26 protein-coding genes are annotated in these 26,907 nt (G+C 55.7%); 16 read left to right on the top strand and 10 right to left on the bottom strand.

Annotated features, from left to right (window positions below; translation table 11 throughout):
• Window position 1 precedes the first annotated feature (1 nt).
• From ACQ0PY_RS01430 to nikR, 15 genes are all read left to right on the top strand, one after another.
• On the top strand, window positions 2-424 hold the full coding sequence (locus ACQ0PY_RS01430; RefSeq protein WP_044263905.1) for an acyl-CoA thioesterase: 423 nt from the start codon (window positions 2-4) through the stop codon (window positions 422-424).
• Complete coding sequence (locus ACQ0PY_RS01425) at window positions 421-1,026, top strand: LolA family protein (protein WP_044263906.1); 606 nt, start codon at window positions 421-423, stop codon at window positions 1,024-1,026. The genes ACQ0PY_RS01430 and ACQ0PY_RS01425 overlap by 4 nt, the downstream gene beginning before the upstream one ends.
• A complete protein-coding gene (locus ACQ0PY_RS01420) occupies window positions 995-3,313 on the top strand; it encodes an MMPL family transporter (RefSeq protein WP_150547126.1) in 2,319 nt (772 codons plus the stop codon). Before ACQ0PY_RS01425 ends, ACQ0PY_RS01420 begins: the two co-directional genes overlap by 32 nt.
• Window positions 3,313-3,969 carry a DUF3261 domain-containing protein gene (locus tag ACQ0PY_RS01415; protein WP_371811608.1) on the top strand — a complete coding sequence of 219 codons (657 nt, stop codon included), beginning with the start codon at window positions 3,313-3,315 and terminating at the stop codon, window positions 3,967-3,969. The genes ACQ0PY_RS01420 and ACQ0PY_RS01415 overlap by 1 nt, the downstream gene beginning before the upstream one ends.
• Window position 3,970: 1 nt before the next feature.
• A complete protein-coding gene (locus ACQ0PY_RS01410; protein ID WP_109739756.1) occupies window positions 3,971-5,140 on the top strand; it encodes a beta-ketoacyl-[acyl-carrier-protein] synthase family protein in 1,170 nt (389 codons plus the stop codon).
• Complete coding sequence (locus tag ACQ0PY_RS01405; RefSeq protein WP_042998507.1) at window positions 5,137-5,613, top strand: hotdog family protein; 477 nt, start codon at window positions 5,137-5,139, stop codon at window positions 5,611-5,613. Before ACQ0PY_RS01410 ends, ACQ0PY_RS01405 begins: the two co-directional genes overlap by 4 nt.
• Window positions 5,610-6,341, top strand: a complete 732-nt coding sequence (locus ACQ0PY_RS01400) for a 3-ketoacyl-ACP reductase FabG2 (protein ID WP_054176495.1) — start codon at window positions 5,610-5,612, stop codon at window positions 6,339-6,341. Before ACQ0PY_RS01405 ends, ACQ0PY_RS01400 begins: the two co-directional genes overlap by 4 nt.
• Window positions 6,338-7,567, top strand: a complete 1,230-nt coding sequence (locus tag ACQ0PY_RS01395; protein WP_109739755.1) for a beta-ketoacyl-ACP synthase — start codon at window positions 6,338-6,340, stop codon at window positions 7,565-7,567. The genes ACQ0PY_RS01400 and ACQ0PY_RS01395 overlap by 4 nt, the downstream gene beginning before the upstream one ends.
• A gap of 1 nt (window position 7,568) precedes the next feature.
• Complete coding sequence (acpT, locus tag ACQ0PY_RS01390) at window positions 7,569-8,153, top strand: 4'-phosphopantetheinyl transferase AcpT (protein ID WP_061069332.1); 585 nt, start codon at window positions 7,569-7,571, stop codon at window positions 8,151-8,153.
• Window positions 8,154-8,289: 136 nt separating this feature from the next.
• Entirely contained in the window at window positions 8,290-9,864 is a 1,575-nt protein-coding gene (gene nikA / locus ACQ0PY_RS01385; protein WP_109739754.1) for a nickel ABC transporter substrate-binding protein, read from the top strand.
• On the top strand, window positions 9,864-10,808 hold the full coding sequence (gene nikB, locus ACQ0PY_RS01380) for a nickel ABC transporter permease subunit NikB (protein WP_044253638.1): 945 nt from the start codon (window positions 9,864-9,866) through the stop codon (window positions 10,806-10,808). Before nikA ends, nikB begins: the two co-directional genes overlap by 1 nt.
• Window positions 10,805-11,638, top strand: a complete 834-nt coding sequence (nikC, locus tag ACQ0PY_RS01375) for a nickel ABC transporter permease subunit NikC (protein ID WP_042998516.1) — start codon at window positions 10,805-10,807, stop codon at window positions 11,636-11,638. The genes nikB and nikC overlap by 4 nt, the downstream gene beginning before the upstream one ends.
• Window positions 11,638-12,402: a nickel import ATP-binding protein NikD gene (gene nikD, locus ACQ0PY_RS01370; RefSeq protein ID WP_061069334.1), complete on the top strand. Its 765-nt coding sequence runs from the start codon at window positions 11,638-11,640 to the stop codon at window positions 12,400-12,402. The genes nikC and nikD overlap by 1 nt, the downstream gene beginning before the upstream one ends.
• Window positions 12,399-13,193 (top strand): nickel import ATP-binding protein NikE, encoded by a 795-nt coding sequence (gene nikE / locus ACQ0PY_RS01365; protein ID WP_109740652.1) that lies wholly within the window; start codon window positions 12,399-12,401, stop codon window positions 13,191-13,193. The genes nikD and nikE overlap by 4 nt, the downstream gene beginning before the upstream one ends.
• Window positions 13,194-13,205: 12 nt before the next feature.
• Window positions 13,206-13,607 carry a nickel-responsive transcriptional regulator NikR gene (nikR, locus tag ACQ0PY_RS01360; RefSeq protein ID WP_042323093.1) on the top strand — a complete coding sequence of 134 codons (402 nt, stop codon included), beginning with the start codon at window positions 13,206-13,208 and terminating at the stop codon, window positions 13,605-13,607.
• Window positions 13,608-13,700: 93 nt separating this feature from the next.
• Here the strand turns inward: nikR and ACQ0PY_RS01355 are convergent, their stop codons facing one another.
• From ACQ0PY_RS01355 to pcoA, 10 genes are all read right to left on the bottom strand, one after another.
• Window positions 13,701-14,825: an ABC transporter permease gene (locus ACQ0PY_RS01355; protein WP_044327558.1), complete on the bottom strand. Its 1,125-nt coding sequence runs from the start codon at window positions 14,823-14,825 to the stop codon at window positions 13,701-13,703.
• Window positions 14,825-17,563, bottom strand: a complete 2,739-nt coding sequence (gene rbbA, locus ACQ0PY_RS01350; protein ID WP_109739753.1) for a ribosome-associated ATPase/putative transporter RbbA — start codon at window positions 17,561-17,563, stop codon at window positions 14,825-14,827. Before rbbA ends, ACQ0PY_RS01355 begins: the two co-directional genes overlap by 1 nt.
• Window positions 17,560-18,627, bottom strand: coding sequence for an HlyD family secretion protein (locus tag ACQ0PY_RS01345; protein WP_109739752.1), 1,068 nt, complete (start codon window positions 18,625-18,627; stop codon window positions 17,560-17,562). Before ACQ0PY_RS01345 ends, rbbA begins: the two co-directional genes overlap by 4 nt.
• A gap of 656 nt (window positions 18,628-19,283) precedes the next feature.
• Window positions 19,284-19,718, bottom strand: a complete 435-nt coding sequence (gene pcoE, locus ACQ0PY_RS01340) for a copper resistance system metallochaperone PcoE (RefSeq protein ID WP_000723069.1) — start codon at window positions 19,716-19,718, stop codon at window positions 19,284-19,286.
• A 217-nt stretch (window positions 19,719-19,935) separates the two neighbouring features.
• A complete protein-coding gene (gene pcoS / locus ACQ0PY_RS01335) occupies window positions 19,936-21,336 on the bottom strand; it encodes a copper resistance membrane spanning protein PcoS (RefSeq protein WP_354657870.1) in 1,401 nt (466 codons plus the stop codon).
• On the bottom strand, window positions 21,333-22,013 hold the full coding sequence (gene pcoR / locus ACQ0PY_RS01330) for a copper response regulator transcription factor PcoR (protein WP_001188930.1): 681 nt from the start codon (window positions 22,011-22,013) through the stop codon (window positions 21,333-21,335). The genes pcoS and pcoR overlap by 4 nt, the downstream gene beginning before the upstream one ends.
• A gap of 54 nt (window positions 22,014-22,067) precedes the next feature.
• The gene (gene pcoD, locus ACQ0PY_RS01325; RefSeq protein WP_229692861.1) at window positions 22,068-22,946 is read right to left on the bottom strand and encodes a copper resistance inner membrane protein PcoD; all 879 of its coding nucleotides are present in this window, start codon (window positions 22,944-22,946) and stop codon (window positions 22,068-22,070) included.
• Between the two features lie 55 nt (window positions 22,947-23,001).
• Window positions 23,002-23,382 carry a copper resistance system metallochaperone PcoC gene (gene pcoC / locus ACQ0PY_RS01320; protein WP_000025662.1) on the bottom strand — a complete coding sequence of 127 codons (381 nt, stop codon included), beginning with the start codon at window positions 23,380-23,382 and terminating at the stop codon, window positions 23,002-23,004.
• Window positions 23,383-23,421: 39 nt separating this feature from the next.
• Window positions 23,422-24,312 (bottom strand): copper resistance outer membrane transporter PcoB, encoded by an 891-nt coding sequence (gene pcoB, locus ACQ0PY_RS01315; protein WP_001378118.1) that lies wholly within the window; start codon window positions 24,310-24,312, stop codon window positions 23,422-23,424.
• A 5-nt stretch (window positions 24,313-24,317) separates the two neighbouring features.
• Window positions 24,318-26,135 (bottom strand): multicopper oxidase PcoA, encoded by a 1,818-nt coding sequence (gene pcoA / locus ACQ0PY_RS01310; protein WP_000925240.1) that lies wholly within the window; start codon window positions 26,133-26,135, stop codon window positions 24,318-24,320.
• A 234-nt stretch (window positions 26,136-26,369) separates the two neighbouring features.
• Between pcoA and ACQ0PY_RS01305 the strand changes: the two genes are divergently transcribed.
• Window positions 26,370-26,819: a copper resistance protein gene (locus ACQ0PY_RS01305; protein ID WP_048229081.1), complete on the top strand. Its 450-nt coding sequence runs from the start codon at window positions 26,370-26,372 to the stop codon at window positions 26,817-26,819.
• Window positions 26,820-26,907: the final 88 nt, after the last annotated feature.

The raw sequence follows: 26,907 nt of genomic DNA, 5'->3' as shown, positions 1-26,907 counted from the left end.
GGTGCTGAACGATCCCCGCTTTACGGCTGAAGTCGAGCTGACCATTCCGTTTCATGACGTCGACATGATGGGCGTGGCATGGCACGGCAACTACTTCCGCTACTTCGAAATTGCCCGCGAAGTGCTGCTTAACCAGTTCGACTATGGCTATCGCCAGATGAAAGCCTCCGGCTACCTGTGGCCCGTGGTGGATACCCGCGTGAAATACCGCCATCCGCTGACCTTTGAGCAGCGCATTCGCGTGCGGGCGCGTCTGGAAGAGTTCGAAAACCGCCTGCGCATTGGCTATGAAATTTTCGATGCCGAAAGCGGGAAACGCGCGACGACGGGCTACACCATTCAGGTCGCGGTGGAAGAGAAAAGCCGCGAAATGTGCTTCGTCTGCCCGGACATTCTGTTTGAACGAATGGGGGTGACGCCATGAGGTTTCTGCCGCTGCTGGCACTGCTCGTCAGCCCGTTCGTCAGCGCCCTGACACTGGATGAACTGCAACAGCGCTTTACCGAACAGCCGGTGATCCGCGCGCATTTCGATCAAACCCGGACGATAAAAGATCTGCCGCAGCCGCTGCGATCCGCAGGAACAATGTTGATCGCCCGCGACCAGGGGCTTTTGTGGGATCAAACCCGTCCGTTCCCGATGCAATTGCTGCTGGACGATACGCGAATGGTGCAGGCCATCAACGGTCAGCCGCCGCAGACTATCACCGCCGATAACAACCCGCAGATGTTCCAGTTTAACCACCTGCTGCGCGGGCTGTTTCAGGCCGACCGCAAAGTGCTGGAGCAAAACTTCCGCGTGGAGTTTGCAGATCGCGGAGAGGGCCGCTGGACGCTACGCCTGACGCCTGTCACCACGCCACTGGATAAGATCTTTGCCACCATCGACCTGGCCGGAAAAACCTATCTGGAACGTATTGAGCTAAACGACAAACAGGGCGACCGCACGGATATCGTGCTTTCCCAACACCAACTGACGCCTGCGCAACTGACTGATGACGAACGCCAACGCTTTGCCGCCCAGTAAACGCCCCGCGCTGTTATGGGGAATCGCCTGCATCATGATGCTGGGCGTGTTGCTGATGTTGCTGCCTCAGGCGCGGCTCAACAGCAGCGTGCTGGCGATGCTGCCAAAACAGGCGCTGGGAGCGATTCCGCCAGCCCTGAATGACGGCTTTATGCAGCGTCTTGACCGCCAGCTGGTCTGGTTGGTCAGTCCCGGTAAAAAGGCGGACCCGACAATCGCCCGTAACTGGCTGGCGATGCTGCAACAATCACAGGCGCTGGCTGAGGTAAAAGGCCCAATGGATGCCAACAGCCAACAGGCGTGGGGCGAGTTCTTTTGGCAGCACCGCAACGGTTTGATCGACCCGCAAACTCGCACCCGCCTACAAAACGGCGGCGACGCGCAGGCGCAATGGATCCTGTCTCAGCTCTATTCCGCGTTTTCCGGCGTCAGCGGTAAAGAGCTGCAAAACGACCCGCTAATGCTGATGCGCGGCTCACAGTTAGCGATGGCCGAAAATGGTCAGCGTCTGCGGCTGATGGACGGCTGGCTGGTGGCGCAGGACCGCGAGGGAAATTACTGGTATCTGCTGCATGGCGAACTGGCCGGTTCGTCGTTCGATATGCAACAGACGCATCATCTGGTGACCACGCTCAGCGCGCTTGCGGAGGCGCTGAAAGCGCGCTATCCCCAGGCGCAGCTACTGTCGCGTGGCACGGTATTCTACAGCGATTACGCCAGCCAACAGGCAAAACAGGATGTCTCCACGCTTGGCGTGGCGACAGTGCTGGGCGTGCTGCTGCTGATTGTCGCGGTGTTCCGCTCGCTGCGCCCGCTGCTGCTGTGTCTGCTGTCGATTGGCATTGGCGCGCTGGCGGGAACCGTCGTCACGCTGCTGTTCTTCGGTGAACTGCATCTGATGACGCTGGTGATGAGCATGAGCATCATCGGCATCTCCGCCGACTACACGTTGTATTACCTGACCGAACGGATGGTGCATGGCGCGGAAACCTCGCCCTGGAAAAGTCTGGCAAAAGTGCGAAATGCCCTGCTGCTGGCGCTGCTGACCACCGTCGCGGCCTACCTGATTATGATGCTCGCCCCCTTCCCCGGCATTCGCCAGATGGCGGTATTTGCGGCGGCAGGACTGAGCGCCTCGTGCCTGACGGTGATTTTCTGGCATCCGTGGCTGTGTCGCGGGCTACCGGTGCGTCCGGTTCCGGCGATGGTGCTGATGCTGCGCTGGCTTGCCGCCTGGCGACGCAATAAAACGCTTTCCGTCGGTTTGCCGGTGGCACTCGCGCTTTTCTCACTGGCTGGTCTGGCGACCCTACGCGTGGATGATGATATCTCCCAGTTGCAGGCGCTGCCGCAGCACATTCTGGCGCAGGAAAAAACCATTACTACGCTGACCGGACAGAGTGTCGATCAGAAGTGGTTTGTGGTGTACGGCGACTCCGCCCAGCAGACGCTGGAACGGCTGGAAGCCTTTGTCCCCGCGCTGGCGCAGGCGAAAAAAGAGGGACTGCTCAACGGCTATCGCACGATCCCGTTGAATTCACTGGCTCGTCAGCAGCAGGATCTCGCCTTGCTGAAAAACGCTGCGCCCACGGTCATTCAGGCCCTGAACAACGCTGGGCTGACGACGGTCAATCCCGATCTAGCCCCTATGCCGGTAACCGTTGACGCCTGGCTTGCCAGCCCGGCCAGCGAAGGTTGGCGACTGTTGTGGTTGAGCCTGCCTCACGGCGAAAGCGGTGTACTGGTGCCCGTGGAAGGCGTGACCCAGAGCGCTGCGCTCAACGCGCTTAGCGAGAAATATCCCGGTGTCGCGTGGGTCGATCGCAAAAGCACCTTTGACAACCTGTTTGCACTGTATCGCAACGTACTGACCGGTTTATTGTTTATCGCGCTGGCGGTAATTGCCTGCGGCGCGATCGCGCGGTTGGGCTGGCGCAGAGGATTGGTCAGCCTCGTGCCGTCGGTGCTCTCTTTGGGTTGCGGTCTGGCGGTGCTGGCATTGAGCGGGCATGCGGTCAATCTGTTCTCGCTGTTGGCGCTGGTACTGGTGCTGGGGATCGGCATTAACTACACGCTGTTTTTCAGTAATCCGCGTGGGACGCCGCTCACTTCCCTGCTGGCTATCACGCTGGCGATGATGACCACTCTGCTGACGCTCGGCATGCTGGTCTTTAGCGCCACCCAGGCGATCAGCAGTTTTGGCATTGTGCTGATCAGCGGCATTTTTACCGCGTTCCTGCTTTCCCCTCTGGCGATGCCGACGAAAAGAGAGAAAAAACGAAAATGATTAAACATCTTTTTACCGGATGGCGGCTACGCCTTATCCGGCCTGGCGGGTCAACAGGTTGGCGTAGACCCAATAAGCGTAGCGCCATCGCGCAGTTAGCGCTGGGCCTCTTTGCGCTGTTACTCACCGGCTGCAGCCACTCGCCAAAAGATCAGCAAGGCCGCCCGCAGGCGTGGCTGGAGCCAGGTACGCGGGTGACACTGCCTGCGCCGGGTATCACTCCGGCAGTGAACGCTCAGCAGTTGCTCACCGGCCGCTTTAACGGCAAAACCCAGTCGCTGCTGGTGATGCTGAATGCCGATGATAAAAAAATCACGCTGGCGGGGCTGTCGTCGGTGGGTATTCGTCTGTTCCTCGTCACTTACGATGACAAAGGGTTGCACACCGAGCAGTCCATCGTGGTTCCACAATTGCCGCCCGCCAGTCAGGTGCTGGCTGACGTCATGCTCAGCCACTGGCCGATTAGCACCTGGCAGCCGCAGTTGCCGAAAGGCTGGACGTTGACGGACAGCGGCGACAGGCGTGAACTGCGTAATGCTCGCGGCACGCTGGTGACCGAAATCACCTACCTGAACCGCAAAGGCAAGCGCGAGCCGATCAGCATCGAACAGCATGTCTTTAAATACCACATCACCATTCAATATCTGGGTGACTGATATGATTTACATTTCTGCGGTGGGCATGATTAACGCGTTGGGCAACGATACCGATGAAATCGCCGCCAACCTGACGCATGGCGTTGCACCCGGCATGCGCCCGCGCACCGGCTGGTTACAGGGGCATCCGCACGCGGTACTTGCTGGCGTGGACGGCGAACTGCCCGCCATTCCGGACGACTTTAGCGCCCACCGTTCGCGCAACAATCAGCTGCTGCTGGCGGCGCTCAGGCAGATCCAGCCGCAGGTGGATGAGGCCATTGCGCGCTACGGTCGCGATCGGGTTGCGGTGGTGCTCGGCACCAGCACGTCCGGTCTGGATGAAGGCGACACACACGTTAACCTGACGCTGAACGGCGAAGAGAGCCATCACTGGCAGTACGCGCAGCAGGAACTGGGCGACCCGTCGCGCTTTCTCAGCCACTGGCTGAAGCTGGACGGTCCGGCATTCACCCTCTCCACCGCCTGCTCCTCCAGCGCTCGCGCTATCATCAGCGGACGCCGCTTAATTGAATCCGATCTCGTGGACGTCGCCATCGTCGGCGGCGCAGATACCCTGAGCCGGATGCCGATCAACGGCTTCCACAGTCTCGAATCGCTCTCGCCGACGCGCTGTCTGCCGTTTGCCCGCGACCGAAGCGGTATTACTATTGGCGAAGGCGCGGCGCTGATGCTGTTGACCCGCGAGCCACAGCCCATCGCGCTGCTTGGCGTAGGGGAATCCAGCGACGCGCACCATATTTCGGCACCGCACCCGGAGGGCGTTGGGGCCATTCGCGCCATCCAGCAGGCGCTGGACAATGCCGGTCTCATCCCCGAACAGTTGGGTTACATCAATCTGCATGGCACCGCCACGCCGCTGAACGACCAGATCGAATCCAGGGTGGTCAACGCGCTGTTTGGCGAGCGCGTCCCGTGCAGCTCGACCAAACACCTGACTGGCCACACGCTGGGCGCGGCAGGGATTACCGAAGCGGCGCTCAGCATGCTGATGTTGCAGCATGACCTGCCTCTGCCAGTACAGGACTTTAGCCTGTCGCCGCGCGATCCGGCGCTGCCGCCCTGCGGCATCATCGAGCAACCTCAGCCGCTTGAACGCCCGTTTATCTTGTCGAATTCGTTCGCCTTTGGCGGCAATAACGCCAGTATTCTGCTCGGGAGAATGTCATGAGCCACTATTTATCACCCGGCGAATACCTGCCGCACGACGCGCCCATGCTGCTACTCGAAGAGGTGGTTCGCGTGGGCGAAGACACCGCCGTTTGTTGCGTCACGGTGGCGAGCGGCGGCGTTCTCGCACCGTTCCTTGATCCGCAAGGCAATTTACCCGGCTGGTTCGCACTGGAACTGATGGCGCAGACCGTCGGCGTCTGGTCCGGCTGGCACCGCCATCAGCAGGGTCAGGGAGCGATCTCACTCGGGATGGTGCTCGGCGCGCGCGAACTGATTTGCACAGCCGGCGTTCTGCCCGCAGGAAAAACCGTATCCATTACCGTTAAGTTGTTGATGCAGGACGACCGTTTCGGCAGCTTCGAATGCGCGATTACCGCCGACGAAGAGACACTGGCGACAGGCCGCGTTAATACCTTCCAGCCATCGGCAGAAGAACTTCATTCTCTATTTCAACAAGGAGCGTCCGCATGAGTCGTTCAGTTTTAGTTACCGGCGCCAGCAAAGGCATCGGTCGCGCAATCGCCCGACAGTTGGCAGCGGACGGCTTTGTGGTCGGCGTCCACTACCATCGTGATGCACAGGGCGCGCAGGAGACGCTGGATGCCATTCTCGCCGTCGGTGGCGCAGGGCGTCTGCTCAGTTTCGACGTGGCGAACCGCGAGCAGTGCCGCGAAGTACTGGAACAGGATATCGAGGCGCATGGCGCATGGTACGGCGTAGTCAGCAATGCAGGCATTGCCCGCGATGCCGCCTTCCCGGCACTCAGCGACAGTGACTGGGACACGGTGATCCACACTAACCTCGACAGTTTTTATAACGTCATTCAGCCGTGCATCATGCCAATGATCGGCGCGCGCCAGGGCGGTCGGATTATCACCCTGTCGTCGGTGTCCGGCGTAATGGGCAATCGTGGGCAGGTAAACTACAGCGCCGCCAAAGCCGGGATTATCGGCGCCACCAAAGCGCTGGCGATTGAACTTGCGAAACGCAAAATAACCGTCAACTGCATCGCGCCGGGGCTGATCGACACCGGAATGATCGAAATGGAAGAGGCCGCGTTGAAGGAAGCGATGGCGATGATCCCAATGAAACGCATGGGTCAGGCGGACGAAGTCGCCGGGCTTGCCAGCTATTTGATGTCGGATGTGGCGAGCTACGTCACCCGTCAGGTGATTTCCATCAATGGAGGGATGTTATGACACGTCGCGTGGTGATAACGGGCATGGGCGGCGTCACCGCCTTTGGGGAAAACTGGCAGGATGTTTCCGCCCGACTGCAGGCCTATGAAAACGCCGTGCGCAAAATGCCGGAGTGGCAGGTTTATGACGGGCTACATACCCTGCTGGGCGCACCGATCGATGATTTCACGCTGCCGGAGCATTACACCCGTAAGCGCATCCGTGCGATGGGTCGCGTGTCGTTGATGTCTACCCGCGCCACCGAACTGGCGCTCGAACAGGCTGGACTGATTGGCGACGACGTGCTCACCAACGGGGAAACGGGTATTGCGTATGGCTCATCCACCGGCAGTACTGGCCCGGTGAGCGAATTTGCCACCATGCTGACCGAAAAGCACACCAATAACATTACCGGCACCACCTATGTGCAGATGATGCCGCACACCACCGCCGTCAATACCGGGCTGTTTTTCGGCCTGCGCGGACGCGTGATCCCCACCTCCAGCGCCTGCACGTCCGGCAGCCAGGCGATTGGCTATGCGTGGGAAGCGATTCGCCACGGTTATCAAACCGTGATGGTAGCAGGCGGCGCGGAAGAGTTGTGCCCGTCGGAAGCGGCGGTGTTTGATACGCTGTTCGCCACCAGTCAGCGCAACGATCAACCGAAAACCACGCCGTCGCCGTTCGATGAACAGCGCGATGGGCTGGTGATTGGCGAAGGCGCCGGGACGTTGATCCTTGAAGAACTGGAACACGCCAAAGCACGCGGCGCGACGATTTACGGTGAAATCATCGGGTTTGCCACCAACTGCGACGCCGCGCATATCACCCAGCCGCAACGGGAAACCATGCAAATTTGTATGGAACAGTCGCTGAAAATGGCAGGATTAAACGCGCTGGATATCGGCTATATTTCCGCACACGGTACGGCGACGGATCGTGGCGATATTGCGGAAAGTCAGGCGACTGCCGCAATTTATGGCGATAATGTGCCAATCTCCTCGCTGAAAAGTTATTTTGGGCATACCCTTGGTGCCTGTGGCGCGCTGGAAGCCTGGATGAGTCTGCAAATGATGCGTGAAGGCTGGTTTGCGCCTACGCTAAACTTAAAACAGCCCGACGCCAACTGCGGCGCGCTGGATTACATCATGGGTGAAGCCCGCAAGATTGATTGTGAATTCTTACAGAGCAACAACTTTGCGTTTGGCGGCATCAATACGTCCATCATCATTAAACGTTGGTCCTGACATGTATCGGATCGTACTGGGAAAAGTTTCGACACTCAGCGCAGGCGCCTTGCCGTCTGCGTTAACCGATCTGGCGCCGCAGGGTCCGCGACGCGCACGCTGGCTGGCCGGTCGCGTTCTGCTTTCCCACACCCTCTCGCCGCTGCCGGAGATTGTTTACGGCGAACAGGGGAAACCCGCGTTTTCACCCGAGACGTCGCTGTGGTTCAACCTGAGCCATAGCGGTGACGATATCGCCCTGCTGCTGAGCGACGAAGGCGAAGTGGGTTGCGATCTCGAAATCATCCGCCCACGCGCCAACTGGCGCTCGCTGGCAAATGCGGTCTTCAGCCTCGGCGAACATGCCGAAGTGGAAGCGGAACATCCGGATCGGCAGCTCGCCGCCTTCTGGCGCATCTGGACGCAAAAAGAGGCAATCGTGAAACAACGCGGCGGCAGCGCGTGGCAGATCGTCAGCGTCGACAGCACCTTTGACTCCGGGCTTTCGCTGAGCCATTGCCAGCTCGATAACCTGAGCCTGGCCGTCTGCACTCCCACGCCCTTTACCCTGAACGCAGACGCGGTGCAGTGGCTGGAAACGGTCTGACATCGCAAACATACGATTTTCGTATAATTCGCGTGTTTGACCGCTCTTCTCTTGATCCAGAACACGTCAAAAGTATGATGATTCTTTAGAATCGTCATACTCATAAAGTCGTACCTCTACATCATTCGGGATCACCATTTTGTCCAGACTACGCCGCACACTTTTTGCGCTGCTGGCCTGTGCGTCATTCCTTACGCACGCCGCTGCCACTGATGAAATTACGACCGCCTGGCCGGTCAACGTTGGGCCGCTTAACCCTCATCTGTATACCCCTAACCAAATGTTCGCCCAGAGCATGGTCTATGAGCCGCTGGTAAAGTATCAGGCCGATGGTTCGGTCATTCCGTGGCTGGCAAAAAGCTGGACCCACTCAGCGGATGGCAAAACCTGGACGTTTACCCTGCGTGATGATGTGACCTTCTCAAATGGTGAAGCGTTCGACGCCCATGCGGCGGCGGAAAACTTCCGCGTGGTGCTCGATAACCGCCAGCGTCACGCCTGGCTGGAACTGGTCAATCAGATCGTCGACGTGAAAGCGCTCGACAAAAACCAGCTCCAAATCACCCTGAAAAGTGCCTATTACCCGTTCCTGCAAGAGCTGGCGCTGCCGCGCCCGTTCCGGTTTATCGCGCCGTCGCAATTTAAAGACAACGAAACGATGCGCGGTATTAAAGCGCCGATTGGCACGGGGCCGTGGGTACTGAAAGCGTCGAAGCTCAATCAGTACGATGTGCTGGTACGCAACGATCGCTACTGGGGTGAAAAACCACAGATTCAAAAAATTACCATCAAAGTGATCCCGGATCCGACGACCCGCGCTGTCGCGTTTGAAACGGGCGACATCGACCTGTTATACGGTAACGAAGGGTTGTTGCCGCTCGATACCTTCGCCCGTTTCAGTCAGAACCCGAACTACCGTACCCAGCTTTCTCAGCCGATTGAAACGGTAATGCTGGCACTCAACTCAGCAAAAGCACCGACCAATGAGCTGGCGGTACGTGAAGCGCTGAACTATGCGGTGAACAAGAAATCATTGATCGACAATGCGCTGTACGGCACGCAGCAGGTCGCCGACACGCTGTTTGCACCTACCGTTCCTTATGCCAACGTTGGCCTGAAGCCACGTCAGTACGACCCGCAGCAGGCGAAAGATCTGCTTGAAAAAGCCGGCTGGACGCTACCCGCCGGCAAAGACATTCGTGAGAAGAACGGCCAACCGCTGCGCATTGAGCTGTCATTCATTGGCACCGACGCGCTGAGCAAATCGATGGCGGAAATTATTCAGGCCGATATGCGCCAGATTGGCGTTGATGTTGCACTTATTGGCGAAGAAGAGAGCAGTATTTATGCCCGCCAGCGCGACGGACGCTTCGGAATGATCTTCAACCGCACCTGGGGCGCGCCGTACGATCCGCACGCCTTTATGAGTTCGATGCGCGTGCCGTCACATGCGGATTACCAGGCTCAGCAGGGGTTAGCTGACAAAGCGTTAATTGATAAAGAGATTGGTGAAGTACTGGAAACCACCGACGACACCCAGCGTCAGGCGCTGTACAAAGACATCCTGACCCGTCTGCACAACGACGCGGTCTATCTGCCCATCAGCTATGTCTCGATGATGGTGGTCGCCAGACCTGAACTGGGCACAATTCCGTACGCGCCTATCGCCTCTGAAATCCCGTTTGAACAGATTAAACCGGTGAAACCCTGATGTTGCGTTATGTACTGCGGCGCATTCTGCTGCTGATTCCGATGATTTTCGCCGCCTCGGTGATTATCTTTCTGATGCTGCGCCTGGGCACCGGCGACCCGGCGCTCGACTATCTGCGCTTATCGAACCTGCCGCCGACGCCGGAAATGGTGGCCTCAACCCGCGTGATGCTGGGCCTTGATCAGCCGCTTGTCGTGCAGTACGGCACCTGGCTGTGGAAGGCGCTGCATTTGGATTTTGGCATCTCGTTCGCCACCCAGCGCCCGGTGCTGGATGACATGCTGAATTTCCTGCCCGCGACGCTGGAGCTGGCGGGCGCGGCGCTGGTGCTGATCCTGCTGACTTCCGTGCCGCTCGGTATCTGGGCGGCGCGTCACCGCGACCGTCTGCCGGATTTCGTCGTGCGACTGATTGCCTTCCTCGGCGTGTCGATGCCGAACTTCTGGCTCGCCTTCCTGTTGGTGATGTTCTTTTCGGTCTGGCTGCAATGGCTGCCCGCAATGGGCTACGGCGGCTGGCAGCATCTTATTTTACCCGCGGTATCGATCGCCTTTATGTCCCTGGCGATCAACGCCCGACTTCTGCGCGCCAGCATGTTAGAAGTCGCCGGGCAGCGTCACGTCACCTGGGCGCGTTTGCGCGGGTTGAACGACAAACAAACCGAGCGCCGCCATATTTTGCGTAATGCGTCGCTGCCGGTCGTCACCGCGGTCGGGATGCACATCGGCGAACTGATTGGCGGGACGATGATTATCGAGAACATCTTTGCCTGGCCGGGCGTCGGCCGCTATGCCGTGTCGGCGATATTTAACCGCGACTACCCGGTGATTCAGTGCTTTACGCTGATGATGGTGGTGGTCTTCGTGGTCTGTAACCTGATTGTTGATCTGCTGAACGCCGCGCTGGACCCACGCATTCGTCGTCATGAAGGAGCGCACTCGTGAACTTTTTCCTCTCTTCACGCTGGTCGGTTCGTCTGGCCATGATTGTCATCGCCCTGCTGGCGGTGATTGCGCTGACCAGCCAGTGGTGGCTGCCGTATGATCCGCAAGCGATCGATTTACCCTCGCGCCTGTTGGCCCCGGACAGCCAGCACTGGCTGGGTACGGACCATCTGGGACGCGACATTTTCTCTCGCCTGCTGGCGGCGACCCGCGTGTCGCTGGGTTCGGTGATGGCCTGTCTGCTGCTCGTGCTGGCGCTGGGACTGATTGTTGGCGGCAGCGCTGGACTGCTGGGTGGTCGTGTCGATCAAGCCACCATGCGCGTCGCCGATATGTTTATGACCTTCCCGACCTCCATTCTGTCGTTCTTCATGGTCGGCGTGTTGGGCACGGGACTCACCAACGTGATTATCGCCATCGCCCTGTCACACTGGGCGTGGTATGCGCGGATGGTGCGCAGCCTGGTCATCTCTCTGCGTCAGCGCGAGTTTGTTCTCGCATCACGGCTTTCCGGCGCAGGTCATGTCCGGGTATTCATCGACCATCTGGCCGGGGCGGTGATCCCGTCTTTGCTGGTGCTGGCCACGCTGGATATTGGACATATGATGCTGCACGTTGCTGGGATGTCTTTCCTCGGCCTTGGCGTGACAGCACCGACGGCGGAATGGGGGGTGATGATTAACGACGCCCGCCAGTATATCTGGACTCAGCCGCTGCAAATGTTCTGGCCGGGGCTGGCGCTGTTTATCACCGTGATGGCCTTCAACATGGTGGGTGACGCCCTGCGCGATCACCTGGATCCTCATCTGATCACGGAGCATGCCCACTGATGCCACAGCACATTGAACTGCAAAACATCGCTTTAGTGGCCGATCGCCCGCTGGTGCACGGTGTGTCGTTAACGCTCAAACGCGGACGTGTGCTGGCGCTGGTGGGTGGCAGCGGTAGCGGTAAATCATTGACCTGCGCGGCGGCACTTGGGATTTTGCCCGCTGGCGTACGCCAGACAAACGGAACGCTGCTCGCTGACGGCAAACCGGTGTCGCCTCGATCCCTGCGTGGGTTCAAAATTGCCACCATTATGCAAAATCCGCGCAGCGCGTTTAATCCCCTGCATACGATGGCGACCCACGCACGGGAAACCTGTCAGGCGTTGGGTAAACCGGCAGATGACGCCACGCTCGTCAACGCCCTGCAAGCCGTGGGCCTGGAGCAGGCCGATCGCGTGCTGAAGCTCTACCCGTTCGAGATGAGCGGCGGCATGCTACAACGCATGATGATCGCGATGGCGGTACTGTCCGATGCGCCGTTTATCATCGCCGATGAGCCGACCACCGATCTGGATGTGGTGGCACAGGCGCGCATCCTCGATCTGCTGGAGAGCATTATGCAGAGCCGGGCACCGGGCATGCTGTTGGTGACTCACGATATGGGTGTGGTCGCGCGACTGGCCGACGATGTGGCAGTGATGGATAACGGAAACATCGTCGAACAGGGTGACGTGGAAACCCTGTTCAGGACACCCCAACACGCCATCACCCGCGGTCTGGTGTCGGCACATCTCGCTCTGTACGGTATGGAGTTAGCCTCATGACTTTACTCAGCGTCACAGACCTTTCTCATCAGTACGCCCACGCCAGCCTGGGCGGAAAACATCAGCAGGTGCTGAAAGCGGTCTCTTTGCATCTGAAAAGCGGCGAAACCGTTGCCTTGTTAGGGCGCAGCGGCTGCGGAAAAAGCACGTTAGCGCGTCTGCTGGTCGGTCTGGAATCGCCCAGTCAGGGAAGCGTAAGCTGGCGCGGTGAACCGCTGGCAAAACTGAACCGGGCTAAACAAAAGGCGTTTCGCCGCGATATCCAGATGGTCTTTCAGGATTCCATTAGCGCAGTGAATCCGCGTAAAACCGTCTGTGAGATCCTGCGTGAGCCGATGCGTCATTTACTCTCGTTGTCCAAAGCCGAACAGCTGGCGCGGGTACGCGAGATGCTTCACGCCGTCGATCTGGAGGAAAACCTGCTGGATAAACGTCCGCCACAGCTCAGCGGCGGTCAGCTCCAGCGCGTCTGTCTGGCCCGCGCACTGGTGGTAGAGCCGAAACTGTTGATTCTCGATGAAGCGGTGTCGAATCTCGATCTGGTGTTGCAGGCAGGCGTCATTCGTCTGCTCAAAAAAATACAGCAGCAGTTTGGTACCGCCTGCCTGTTTATCACCCACGATCTGCGGCTGGTGGAACGATTTTGCCATCGTGTGATGGTGATGGAGGACGGGCAGATCGTTGAGACACAGACTGTGGGTGAGGCATTAACCTTTTCCTCCGAGGCCGGTCGTGTGCTACAAAAGGCGGTACTCCCCGCATATCCCGTGCGCCGTCGCGCCATTTCGTAAGGTTGATATCTGATGCAACGAGTCACCATCACGCTTGATGACGATTTACTGGAAACGCTGGATAGCCTGAGCCAGCGCCGTGGTTACAACAACCGCTCCGAAGCCATTCGTGACATTCTGCGCGGCGCGCTGGCGCAGGAAACCACGCAAGAGCACGGCACCCAGGGCTTTGCGGTGCTCTCCTACGTGTATGAACATGAGAAGCGTGATTTAGCCAGTCGCATTGTCTCAACGCAGCACCATCACCATGATTTGTCCGTCGCCACACTGCATGTGCATATCAACCATGACGACTGTCTGGAGATTGCCGTCCTGAAAGGCGACATGGGCGATGTTCAACATTTTGCCGATGATGTTATCGCCCAGCGCGGCGTGCGCCACGGCCATTTGCAGTGTTTGCCGAAGGAAGAGTAAGCCTCAACGATGCCGCCGGGGGCGCTGCGCTTGCCCGGCCTGCCTTTGCACTCCCGTAGGCCGGATAAGACATCGTCGCCATCCGGCATCTGATTACGCCATCGTGCCAATCGTCTTTCTGAACCGCAGCAATGCGATCAGGAAGAACGCCGCGCCAATGGCGAGAAGCGTCAGAAACTGCGGCCAGACAATGCTGAACCCGGCGCCGCGATAGAGTATGGCCTGCGCAAGGCTGACGAAGTGGGTAGTCGGCATCGTCAGCATGATGTCCTGCACCACCTGCGGCATGCTTTCGCGCGGCGTGGAGCCGCCGGAAAGCATTTGCAGAGGCAAAAGCACCAGAATCATCAACAGCCCCAGTTGCGGCATGGAGCGCGCCAGCGTACCCATAAAAATGCCGATCGACGTGGTGGCGAACAGACTCAGCGCCACACCCAACATGAACAGCGGAATGGACCCTTCAATTGGCACGCCGAGCGCCCCTTTCACCATCAACATCAGCGACAGCCCCGAGACCACCAGCACCACCAGTCCCATTGACCAGACTTTCGCCATCATGATCTCAAACGGGGTGATCGGCATCACCAGCAGGTGTTCCACCGTACCGTGTTCACGTTCGCGTATCAGCGCCGAACCGGTCAGCACAATCGCCAGCATGGTGATGTTATTGATGATCGCCATCACCCCGCCAAACCACGCCGGATCGAGGTTCGGGTTGAAGCGCATTCGGGTCTCCAGCGAAACCAGCGGTTCACTGTTATCGCGATAACGCGCGACAAAACTGTTCACTTCACCGCTGATGATATTCTGGATGTAGCTGTTGCCAGTGAACGCCTGGCTCATGCGCGTGGCGTCAACATTCACCTGAATATCGGGTTGCCTTCCGGCCAGCACGTCCCGTTGAAAGTTTGGCGGAATATTGACCGCAAAGGTATAGCGACCCGCATCCAGCCCGGCATCCATCTCATCGGCGGTGATCATCTCCGGCGGTAAAAACCACGGACGGTAGAAGCTGTTGACGATACGATTCGAGAGTTGAGACTGGTCCATATCGGCAATGGCAATCGGCGCGAGATGCAGCGACCCCGGCAGCACGGTCGCGGAGGAGTACACCGAGACGGTAAAGGCAAACACGATCAGCGTCAGCATCGCCTTATCGCCCAACAGACTGCGCAACTCCTTGATGCCTAAATTATAAATATTGCGTAGTCGGCGCATCACCCCTCCTGTTTTTTCAGCAACAGCACGCTCAGCCCCATCACCACCGGAATGGCGATCAGCAGCGGTACAAACAGCGGCCAGAGATCGGTAAGATCCAATGCTTTCGAGAATGTGCCCCGGGCGATCGTCAGGAAATGGCTGGTTGGATAGATCTCGCCGATCCACCGTCCTGGTCCTTCCAGCGACGCCACCGGATCGATCATCCCGGAGAACTGCGTCGCCGGGATCAGGGTAATGATGGACGTGCCAAAAATCGCCGCAATCTGACTCTTCATGAACGTGGAGATCAGCAGCCCCATTCCCGTGGCGATGGTGACATACAATAGCGCGGCCAGGCTGAGCGTGAGGAAACTGCCCTTGTGCGGTACGCCAAACACAAACACCGACAGGGCGCACAACAGCAGGAAGTTCAGCATCCCCAGCGCGATATACGGCAACTGTTTACCGAGCAAAAATTCACTGCGGGTGGTGGGCGTGACATACAGATTGATGATCGACCCCAGTTCTTTTTCCCGCACCACGCTCAGTGCGCTCAGCATCGACGGGATCATCATCAGCAACAGCGGAATGACCGCCGGAACAATCGCTGGCAGACTTTTCACATCCGGGTTGTAGCGATAGCGTGTTTCAATGGTCATGAGTCCACTCTGCCCTACTGGCGTCGGCTGGCGGCTCGCCACGTCCTGTAGCCAGCTCTGGTGCATCGCCTGCACGTAGCCTTTTACCGTCTCGGCACGGCTGGGCATGGCACCATCCACCCAGACGCCAATCTCCACCGGCGTCCCGCGCGCAATGTCACGACCAAAGTTAGGTGGGATTTCGATGGCTACTGCCACCTCGCCGGAACGCATCCGCCGGTCGAGATCGTCATAGCTGGTCAACGGCGGTTGTTCAATGAAGTAGCGTGAGCCTGCCAGATTCAATGACCAGGCCTGGCTGCTGACGGTTTGATCGCGATCGAGCACGGCAAAACGCAGGTTTTCGACGTCCATGCTGATGCCGTAACCCATGATCAGCATCAGGATCACCGTGCCCAGCAGCGCCAGCGTCGAACGCACCGGATCGCGCCTGAGTTCCAGCGCTTCGCGACGACTGTAGCTGAACAATCGCCGCAGGCTGAATCCCTGACGCGGTGGCTTCGCCTCTTCATGCTTTGTGTCCACCGGCACAGAGGTTTCAGGCGCCGGGCCCGCAGCCTCCTGGAGCCAGGAGATAAACGCCTCTTCAAGGCTTGCAGCCCCGCGCCGCTCAACCAGTTCCTGCGGCGTACCGCTGGCGAGCACTTTTCCAGCATGCATTAACGACATACGGTCACAGCGCTCGGCTTCGTTCATAAAGTGAGTGGAGATAAAAATGGTCACTTTGTCCTGACGCGACAAATCGACCATCAATTGCCAGAACATGTCCCTCGCCACCGGGTCAACGCCGGAGGTCGGTTCGTCGAGGATCAACATTTCCGGGCGATGGATCACCGCCACTGCCAGCGACAGCCGCTGGCGAATGCCAAGCGGGAGCGACTCGGGCAACGAATCCTCAACCTCTGCCAGCATAAAACGTTCGCTCATCTCCTGAACGCGCCGGGGGATTTCCGCTTCGGGGATGTGAAACAACCGGGCGTGGAGTTCCAGGTTTTGTCGAACGGTCAGCTCGCTGTACAGCGAAAACGCCTGCGACATGTAGCCCACCCGACGACGGGTGTCGATATCCTTCGGGTCGACTGGTTGACCGAACAGCCAGGCCTCACCTTCACTGGCAGGCAGCAGCCCGGTCAGCATCTTCATGGTGGTCGATTTACCGCAGCCGTTGGAACCGAGGAAGCCAAAAATCTCCCCACGCGGGATGCGGAAGTTCACGTGATCGACGGCGACAAAATTGCCAAAGCGCATGGTCAGGTCTTTTGCCTCAATGGCAATGTCTTCCTGCTCTGCGTGATACGGCGGAATCACCACCGGCTGATACGCCTGCCGCTGCGCCTGCGGTAACAGGGCGATAAACGCCTGCTCCAGCGTCGCGCTGGCGGTTTTATCGCGGAGTTCCTGCGCGCTGCCGGTCGCCAGCACCTCGCCTGCGTTCATCGCCACCAGCCAGTCGAAACGCTCGGCCTCTTCCATATACGCCGTCGCCACCAGCACACTCATGTTGGTCTGCCGCTGACGAATATTCTCTATCAGATCCCAGAACTGGGCGCGAGACAGGGGATCAACGCCGGTGGTCGGTTCATCCAGTATCAATAATTCCGGGTCATGGATCAGCGCACAGCACAGACCCAACTTCTGTTTCATCCCGCCCGAGAGTTTCCCCGCCGGACGATCGCGAAACGGCGCCAGACCGGTGCTGTTCAGTAACTCCGTAATCCGCGCTTCGCGCTCGGCTTTGTCATGACCGAACAAACGGGCGAAGAAGTCGACGTTCTCATACACCGACAACGTGTGATACAGGTTTTTTCCCAGGCCCTGCGGCATCCACGCAATACGCGGGCAGACGTCACGACGGTGTTTCGGATCGCGCATATCGCCGCCCAACACCATGACGTTGCCTTGCTCAATCACCCGGGCACCGGAAATGAGCGACAGCAGGCTTGATTTCCCCACGCCGTCGGGGCCGATCAACCCCACCATGCAGCGCGCGGGGATATCCAGCGTGATGTTATTCAGCGCCACCGTGGTCCCGTAATGCTGACTCACGCCGTCAAGGTGCGCCACGGGAGGAACGGGAACCAGCGCCAGAGCGGTCATTGCGGCAACCTCACCGCCAGCGAGTCAGGCCAGGGAAGCTGTTCGTTCAGTCTCACCCACGCCATGCCTGGCAAGCCGGTTTTGACATATTCCAGATGCTGCTGGAGTAATTCAGGGGGGATACGCGCCTTGACGCGAAACATCAGCTTCAGGCGCTCATCGCTGGTTTCAACGGTTTTCGGCGTGAACTGCGCGACGCTGGCGACAAAACTGATCGTGGCGGGAATACGCAGGTCCGGCGCGGCATCAAGCACCAGACGGGCTTCACCGCCAATTTTCAGCAGACCTGCTTGTTCGGTGGGCAGAAAGAATGTCATGTAAACATCGCTGAGATCGACCATATTCAGCACCCGACCGCCCGCCGCCAGTACTTCTCCCGGCTCCGCCACGCGGTACTGAACCCGGCCATCACGCGGGGCTTTAAGCTCGCTGTCTTCGATATCCGCGACAATCCGCCGTTCGGTCGCCTGCGCGGCGTCGACGCGGGTTTGCGCCTGGATAATGCTGGTGCGCGCGGCTTCAATCGCTGCTTTCGTCGCAGAGACCTGCGCCTTTGCCGACTCCAGCGCCGCGCGTGCGCTTTCCGCGGCGGCACGATCGTCATCCAGTTGTTGCGCCGAGACCGCGCCACGCTGGGAGAGCGAGCGGGAACGGACGTGACGTTTGGAGACAGAATCCAGCTCGGCTTCACGCTGTTTCACTACCGACTGGGCAGCGCGGGTTTCGCTTTGCCGCTGTTCGAGCAGCGCCCGTGCAGCCGCCACGGCGCTTTCGGCCTCTTTGATTTGTGCGATGGCTTCCAGCCGTTGCTCCTGCAACACGCGGGTATCCATCTTCGCCAGCACTTCGCCCTGGCGAACGAACTGCCCCTCCGTCACGAGGATGGTATCAATACGTCCGGCGATTTTGGTGGCAATGTCCACTTCCGTCGCCTCGATTCTGCCGTTGCTGGCAGCAAAACCGTCCGGTACGCCTGCGGGCCGTAGACCCCACCACACGCCAGTAGCGATCACCACCAGTGCGCCCACAACCCACCACGTCAGATGACGTTTAATGTTGTCCATAATCGACCCGCCATAATCCCTGTTAGAAAACAATGCGTGTCACAAAACCCCACTGAACGGGCGTTCAGCGGTATCTTCCCTCCGGGATGAGAAGGAAAAAGTGAGAGTAGCCGGGCGGCGTACAGACGTCATGACTGCGCTCGCCGTGAAGGAAAGTGAATGACAGAGAAGTGCGAAAAACGGGTAGTAATGTTGTCATCATCAGCGTTCCTGGCCGTAAATGAAACACGCATACTCATAGCTAGTATCAATGGAATACTAGCATCATTATGGGTGATGTCTATTCGCTTATGGTTGGTAATGATATACAGGGTGAATGACTTTACTCCCCTGTGTGTAGAGACATTAAAGTTGTATCCTTTAACCTGAAAAAGACTTTAAAGTTGTAAAGTTTTAAAAAAACACATACAAAACATGATGCTAAGTGTGTATCACACGCTGTTCCAACATTATGCCTTGATGTTCTTGCAGGAACTGCAATTTACAGGAGGAAAAAGGTGTTTTTGTAGTTATCTGGCGTTACGTGACAGTGTTGGTCAGATACTTCCACCTCTTCAGAGTTAAAGTTTGATATATGGGAAAAAAAACGCTCCCGGACAGGAGCGTAAGCCAGTGACTTCGGCGTCAAATGAGGGTCTAACAAGTGGAGCTGCGGGTTAATTCTGGGTGATCTGACTGCGATGCTTATCAGCCTGCTGCTGGTGAACAACGGAAGACTGACCATTATTCGCCTTCTCATGTACAGCTGCGGCCTTCTCATGCTCGCTCATTTCAGAAAATGACTTTGCTGTTTCGTTGGTAGCTCCGGGTTTAGCTTTCATCATTTTTTTATGCATTTCAGCCATGTCCTGGTGGGCAGCAGAATTGCTGTTTTGCATCATGTCATGGGACATTGCGGCCTGATCGTGACTGCTCATATCCATCATTGTCATGCTGTCTCCCTGAATTGCACTTTTTTCAGCAGATGACTGCATCTGGTGGGCAGGTGCCTGTGCATTATTTACCTGGTCATGCATGTTCATTGTCTCTGCAGCCATGGCAGATGAAGCGGCAGCCATAATGGCAACAAATGATACGAGAATCTTTTTCATGGTTGGGTCTCCGGTGTTTACATACCCAAACAATCAATGGCTTATAACAGAGAAAGCAGTTGATCTCAGGGCGGGTTAATCATCACTCCAGGAACCAGGTGATTGTGTTATCACGCTGCTCCTGATTTATGAATAATTATAAAAAACCGCCTCTGTTTATCGCGTGACTGAATGATGACAATTTTGTCACCTTCCAGGTTTCTCCTGAACAACGGGATTAATCCATTAACAGGCGCACTTTGAACACAATTTCCCGCCCCTGCTGTTCTGCTGACAGCTCGCCGCCGTGAGCATGAATGATCGACCTTGTAATTGATAATCCCAGCCCCGCGCCTTCCGTGTTGTGGACCCTAGATGAGTCTGCGCGATAGAACCGGTCAAACAGGCGTTCCAGATTAGCGGGAACCGGGCCAGACATCGTATTCGTAATCATCACGTTCACACAGTCACTGTCACGCTCAAGGTGTATCGCTGTACAGGTGTTATCGGGAGAATACTTGATTGCATTGGAAAGCAGGTTACTGAAAGCACGTCGGAGCATATCGCTGTCTCCGGCAACAACGCCCTCTCCTTCAACCGTGATTGTCTTTCCTGTTTCGTCTGCCAGGGGCTCGAACAACTCACGTAATTCATTCAGTTCGGCTGCCAGATCCACATCATGTTTATCCAGCCGCAGCAGACCATGCTCTGAACGTGCCAGAAAAAGCATGTCACTGGTCATTCGTGACAACCTTTTCAGTTCTTCCAGGTTAGCGAATAAAATTTCGCGGTAATGCGAAACATCCCTTTCCTTAGCCAGTGCAAACTGCGTCTGCATCATCAGATTACTGACTGGTGTGCGCAGCTCATGCGCGATGTCAGACGAGAAATCTGACAGTTTCCGGAATGCCCCCTCCAGGCGATCAAACATATTATTGAACTCCTGCATGGTCTCAGAGATTTCCGGCGGAGCCAGATCGGGATTTAGACGCTGATCCAGGCTGTGTACGGTCATGGAGGAAGCCAGACTGGTCATTTCCCGTAGCGGTTTCAGACCAATACGTGTGGTCAGCCAGCCCAGAAAAACAGAAATAAAGACCAGACCGATATTGAACCAGAACAGCCAGGTACTGAGTTTGTCCATAAACAGGGTGTGATACCCAGTATCCGTGGCAACCGTAATGATGACATGTTTGCTTTTACCCTGTTCCGGCGTCACGGCAACCCGCCGCGAGATACTGCGGTACACGGTGTTATTTTCTTCCGTCTGGATCATATAGTCGAGAATATCACCCGACTTATTAAGCAGGACCGCTGGAACAACAGAATTTTTGGCATAGAGTTCAACAATTTTTTCATTTTCCATGTTTTTTATAGAAATGAATAAGCCATTGTGCCCCACCATCGCATCGTTTATTTTTTCTGATAATGACTTAATATCCGTTTTGTTCCTGAACGTCTCTGTTTTAAGAAACTCTTCGGTGAGCTGAAGTTTACCTGTCAGAAAATCGCGGTCCTGATTATCGAAATAGCCATTAAGGGTGCTAATCAGGATAAAACTTGATAACCACCATACCGTAAGCATCACCGCAGAAAAAATCAGGCTCAGGCGTGTGGTCAGGGAAATTTTGAACCTCACTCTTCTCTGATCTCCAGGACATATCCGGCACCGCGAACGGTATGGATCAGTTTTGGCTCAAAGTCATCATCAATTTTACTTCTCAGACGTCTCACGGCGACATCAATCACATTCGTATCACTGTCAAAATTCATGTTCCAGACCAGGGACGAGATAAGACTCCTGGGTAACACTTCTCCGGTGCGTTGCAGCAGCAACTCAAGCAGAACGTATTCTTTACCGGTGAGATGGATCTTCTTCCCCGAACGGATCACGGTCCGGCGCACCATATCAACGGTCATATCGGCGATGGTGCAGACTGTTGCGGCCTGCGAGCGTGCCCGGCGCAGTAGGGTTCTTACACGTGCAACCAGCTCCGTAAAATCAAAGGGCTTAATCAGGTAGTCATCTGCGCCAAGCTCCAGTCCTTTCACTTTGTCCCGCACGTTGTCCTTTGCGGTTAAAAACAGGACCGGTTCTTCGTGCCCGGACTCCCTCAGTGCGCTGATGATTTGCCACCCGTCGAGGAAAGGCAGCATCACGTCCAGTATTATCAAATCATACTGTCCCTTCGACGCGGCCCCGAGACCATCGCGGCCATTATTAAAGAGATCGGCCTGATAGCCTTCCTCAACCAGTCCCTGCTGCAGGTAACGACCTGTTTTTTGTTCGTCTTCAACGATTAAAATACGCTGCATGGTCAACTCGCTGATATGAAAGTAAAAATCTCACGCATGAGCTTTGGCTGTCCCCTAGCTGACCTGAGACGGAGCAAGCATTCCGAGCCACGCTACGGCGCCCAGAATGATAATCGCAACAACGAATTCTGTCAGGATGCTGTTTCGCATCAGGGCAACGCTGCGATCATAATTCCCTTCCCTGACCATAACTTCAAGCCGGGGACCCAGGTGAAACCGGTTTGCTGCAGCCAGAAGAAGCATCAGAACAAACAGAGCCGTCTTGGCAAGCAATATCCTCCCCCAGGAACTGTTGAATAAGGGAGTTAAGTTACCCTCAGCAATATACAGATAGTTGACCAGCGCACTCAGGATCAGGGCTACAACAATCACCGTTCCTGCCGTGGCAAATTTTGCCAGGGAGTCAGATATCACAATGACGCTCTGTGCATTATGCTCGTTTCTGCGCATCAGCAGGATAGCAAATGCAACCAGAGCACCTGTCCAGGCACCTGCAGCGCCGAGATGGGTCAGATCGCTCAGTAAATGGAGATAGTAATGCAGACCGTCATGCATAACGGCGTGTCCTCCCCAGGCAAGTGTAGCCAGCGCCACGCCCCCACTCATCGTCATCAGCAGGCAGGACAATACTCTCTTATTAGTGTAAAGGAACAAAGCACCGAGTGTGGTAAACAGGGCACAGAGCCTGACAATCCAGCTAATACCCACATCAGTTTCTTCTATCACCATCTCGATAACATGGATGGATAATTCTCTGAGGTCAGTTACTCCACTCATGGCATTAGATACCAGGAGCATATTAATGCCAGTAAGAATGATGCCTGTAACAACAGCAAAGGTTATAAACGACCTGAAATTAGTCAGGTTATAGGTTTCATGTCTGACACCGCTTATTCCATATATCTGAAAAAATGGCAATCCAAATATTACCATCAAATCCAGATAAAGAAGAAAACGAATAACAATCATAATCAGGTCGTTCATAATATTACTTCACTGTAAAGGTGTAATTACCGGTAATAGGGTGCGTATCTGAAGAAACCGCGCGCCAGTCAACACGATAAGTGCCAGCGGGTAAAGGCTCTCGCGGAATAATGACCATCGATTTAGGGTCAGCGCCTGGCGCCACTTTTGCCGCGACCGGCATCGGAGAATGTGATGACATGCCTTTCATACCCGTCATCGTTAATTTTGCACCTGAGAATTTCACGGTCAGATTTTCCGAGAAATTAAGCTGAATCTTTTCCGGGGCCGCTACGGCTGAATCAGCCTGTGGCACAGAGCTTTTTAATTCCGGATGGGCCATAGCAGAGAAAGCAACGCCCATAACGAGGCCACCTGTAAGAATGGCTTTATTTAAAATCGACATTTTATTTACCTGTTTAGTTGAGTGTTTTATATCAGTGCGTTAAAACCAGATTCTGGCTCCCGCCAGGAATACTACCTGATGGTCTTTCTCACCTTCTCTTTTCGCCATATCGGATGTTTTCCCGTAAAGTTGATTCCAGGAAACGCCTATATAGGGTGCAAACTCACGGCGTATTTCATAGCGCAGCCGGAGCCCCAGCTCTGTGTCAGTCAGTCCCCTGCCGCGACCCCGCGATTCATCATCCTGACTGTAGAAATTCACCTCATAGGATGGCTGGAGTATGAGCCGGTTAGTCAGTAAAACGTCGTATTCTCCTCCCAGACGAAGGGCTGCTTTTCCGCCATTACTGACAAAACCCGTAATTTCAGACTCAAAATTATAGAGTGCCAGCCCCTGAAAACCGACAGCAGCCCAGGTCCGGGCAGAAGCAGGTCTGAAATCCTGCCTGACACCCGCAACCAAATCCCACCATGGGCCAACCGCATGTCCCCAGAGTAACTGCGCTTCAGCCGCCTCCGTTTCCCCATTGCTTCGTTCACCTTCACTCTTTAGCCAAATCCGATCTGTGTCGCCTCCAATCCAGCTGTTAACACTCCAGCTGAAATTGTTGGTGTTATCCGACCGTTGCCATTCCAGTTGATCCAGCAGAACCAGATAATTAATCGCACTGTCGTGAATCGCATGCCCCTGTAAATTGCCGAATGCAGCCTTCCGGTCGGCATCGGTAACAGGCGGAATTGGCGTTCTGCTCTCAGTTACAATGGGCTCCATTGACGTCATCTCAGTGAAATTCTCATCTGCTGGCATCTGCATGGCAGACATGTCGTGCCCGGCGTGGGGATCTGCAGAGACGGAGCCCGCCGCAATAGAAAGCTGTGAGGTAAACAAACCGGCGACCAGAACAGGTATGGCCTTCAAATTTCTCTTCATTCGCATCATTCCTCCACCCGGACTTCACGAAACATTCCCATTTCCATGTGATAGAGCAAATGGCAGTGATACGCCCAGCGGCCAAGCGCATCTGCTGTCACTCTGTAACTGCGTTTTGTACCAGGGGGAACATCTATTGTGTGTTTACGAACCATGAAATTACCGTTTTCATCTTCCAGATCGCTCCACATACCATGCAGGTGAATGGGGTGAGTCATCATGGTATCGTTGATCAGCGTGATCCTGAGCCGCTCACCGTATTTCAGCAGCACCGGTGCGGCATCTGAAAACTTGATTCCGTTAAATGACCAGGCAAACTTTTCCATGTGGCCGGTTAAATGCAGTTCTATGGTACGGCCAGGTTCACGTCCGTCAGGATCCTCAAAGCGGCTTTTCAAATCCGCGTACGTGAGAACCTTTCTTCCGTTATTTCGAAGACCAATACCCGGATCATTTAATTTCGGAGAGACGCTCATCGCCTGCATATCAACCAGTGGGTTATCCGTTTCTGACGCAGGATGACTTTGCATACCCGGCATTCCGGCCATCCGGGAATGATCCATACCGGCCATGCTGCTGTGATCCATGGGCGCGGAGGATGTCCCGCTATCCGGAAGGTCAGCACCGTCCATAGACATCATCTCTCCGCTGTTATCCATGCCTCCCATCTGGCTGTGGTCCATTCCTGCCATATCATGTCCCATTCCCCCCATACCCATATCTTCCATGGTCAACAGAGGACGGGGATCGAGGGGGGGAACGGCAGCACTTAACCCCTCTCTCGTGGCCAGTGTCCCTCGAGCGTAACCGGTCCTGTCCATGGATTGTGCGAAGATGGTATAGGCCTCACCCTGAGGCTCCACAATGACATCATAGGTTTCGGCAACGGCAATCCTGAATTCGTCAACGGTAACCGGGTTTACATACTGGCCATCTGCAGCCACGACCGTCATTTTCAGCCCGGGGATACGGATATCGAAATAGGTCATTGCCGAGCCGTTGATAAACCGTAAGCGTATCTTTTCACCGGGACGGAACAGTCCGGTCCAGTTTTTCAGCGGGGCCTGCCCGTTCATGAGATAGGTGTAGGTGTAGCCACTGACATCCGCGAGGTCAGTCGGATTCATTTTCATTTCAGCCCACATTTTCCGATCGGCAATGGTGGCTGACAGCCCCCTGGTATTCACGTCGCGGAAAAAAGAGCCAACGGTTGGTTTATTGAAATTGTAGTAATCCGACTGTTTTTTTAATTTTTTCAGCAGGCTGTGAGGATTTTCATCGGTCCAGTCAGACAACATGACCACATGCTCACGATCGTAAGTAAACGGTTCTGGCTCCCCGGCATCGATGATAATGGCACCGTATACCCCCTCCTGTTCCTGCAGACCGGAATGGCTGTGGTACCAGTAAGTCCCGTTCTGCTTAACCTTAAAGGTGTAAACGTAGGTATCATCAGGCTCTATGCCCATAAAACTCAGCCCCGGAACACCATCCATATTGGCCGGAAGAATAATGCCGTGCCAGTGAATGGACGTCTGTTCATTAAGACGGTTTTTGACCTTCAGGGTAATGGTGTCACCTTCTTTCCAGCGAAGAACGGGCCCCGGCAGGCCTCCATTGATTGTTTTGGCCTGACGCTCACTGCCCGTGATATTGACGGCCGTTTCACCAATGGTCAGGTCAAACTGAGTACCCTGCAGGGATGCGGCAACTGGCAGGCTCAGACTGGAACGCGCATTGAAACTCCATACGCCAAGACTTCCGGCTACGCCAGAGAGGGTTAACCCCTTCAGGAAAGTTCGTCGAGACGTTTTCAACAGCATGCGCATTCCCTTATTTAAAGTATGGTTACTGACAGAATTCGAGAACCGATTTAAATTAAATTACTGGTTCATCCACTTACAATGAAATGAATCTAGCACACCTTAAGAAACAAATTCATTACAATCGTGTAATGTACATAGCTGTATTACATTTACGTCATCTTCCCCACAGGTTGATTATTTTTATATATGATCATAAGGACATCTTTTATGTACCTCAGAAGGTAATTACACATGAATATATTAATCACGACCACTGCGTTTACAGCTTTATTTTGTGGGGCAGCTTTTGCTCAGTCCAGTAATATTGCCCATGAAGCACATCGATTTGTTAATAATGCCTCAGCCGTCAGTCATGTGAATTCCTCGACGCATGAAAACTTACCGGACAGGGTTAATAAAAACAACACGCCCTCATTCTCTGAAATGAATGAACATGAAAGGGCCATTGTTGCTCATTCATTTATGAACAACAGCGCGTCCTATGCGCATCAGAAAATGATTGAGGAACATAAAAAAATGCTGTCCGGCAGTGATGCAAATTCAAAGACCTCGTCTTCTTCTTTTAACGAACTGAATGCCGGAGAAAAAGCCGCTCTCGTGCATGAGCAGGTCAATAATGCCGGTGCGGAAGCACATCAGACGCAGGCAAGAAAGCTTCGCGGGCTGTATTCGACCAGGTAACTGCAGGCGGGTTAGTGCTTAGCGTCAGGTGCGCAGCAGGGCTTTACTGACGGGTTACGTAGCAGGACATGAGCCCCATATTGCTCTG

The organism is Citrobacter sp. LST-B2, from assembly GCF_057983045.1.
This window is presented reverse-complemented; position numbering and strand designations above follow the sequence as displayed.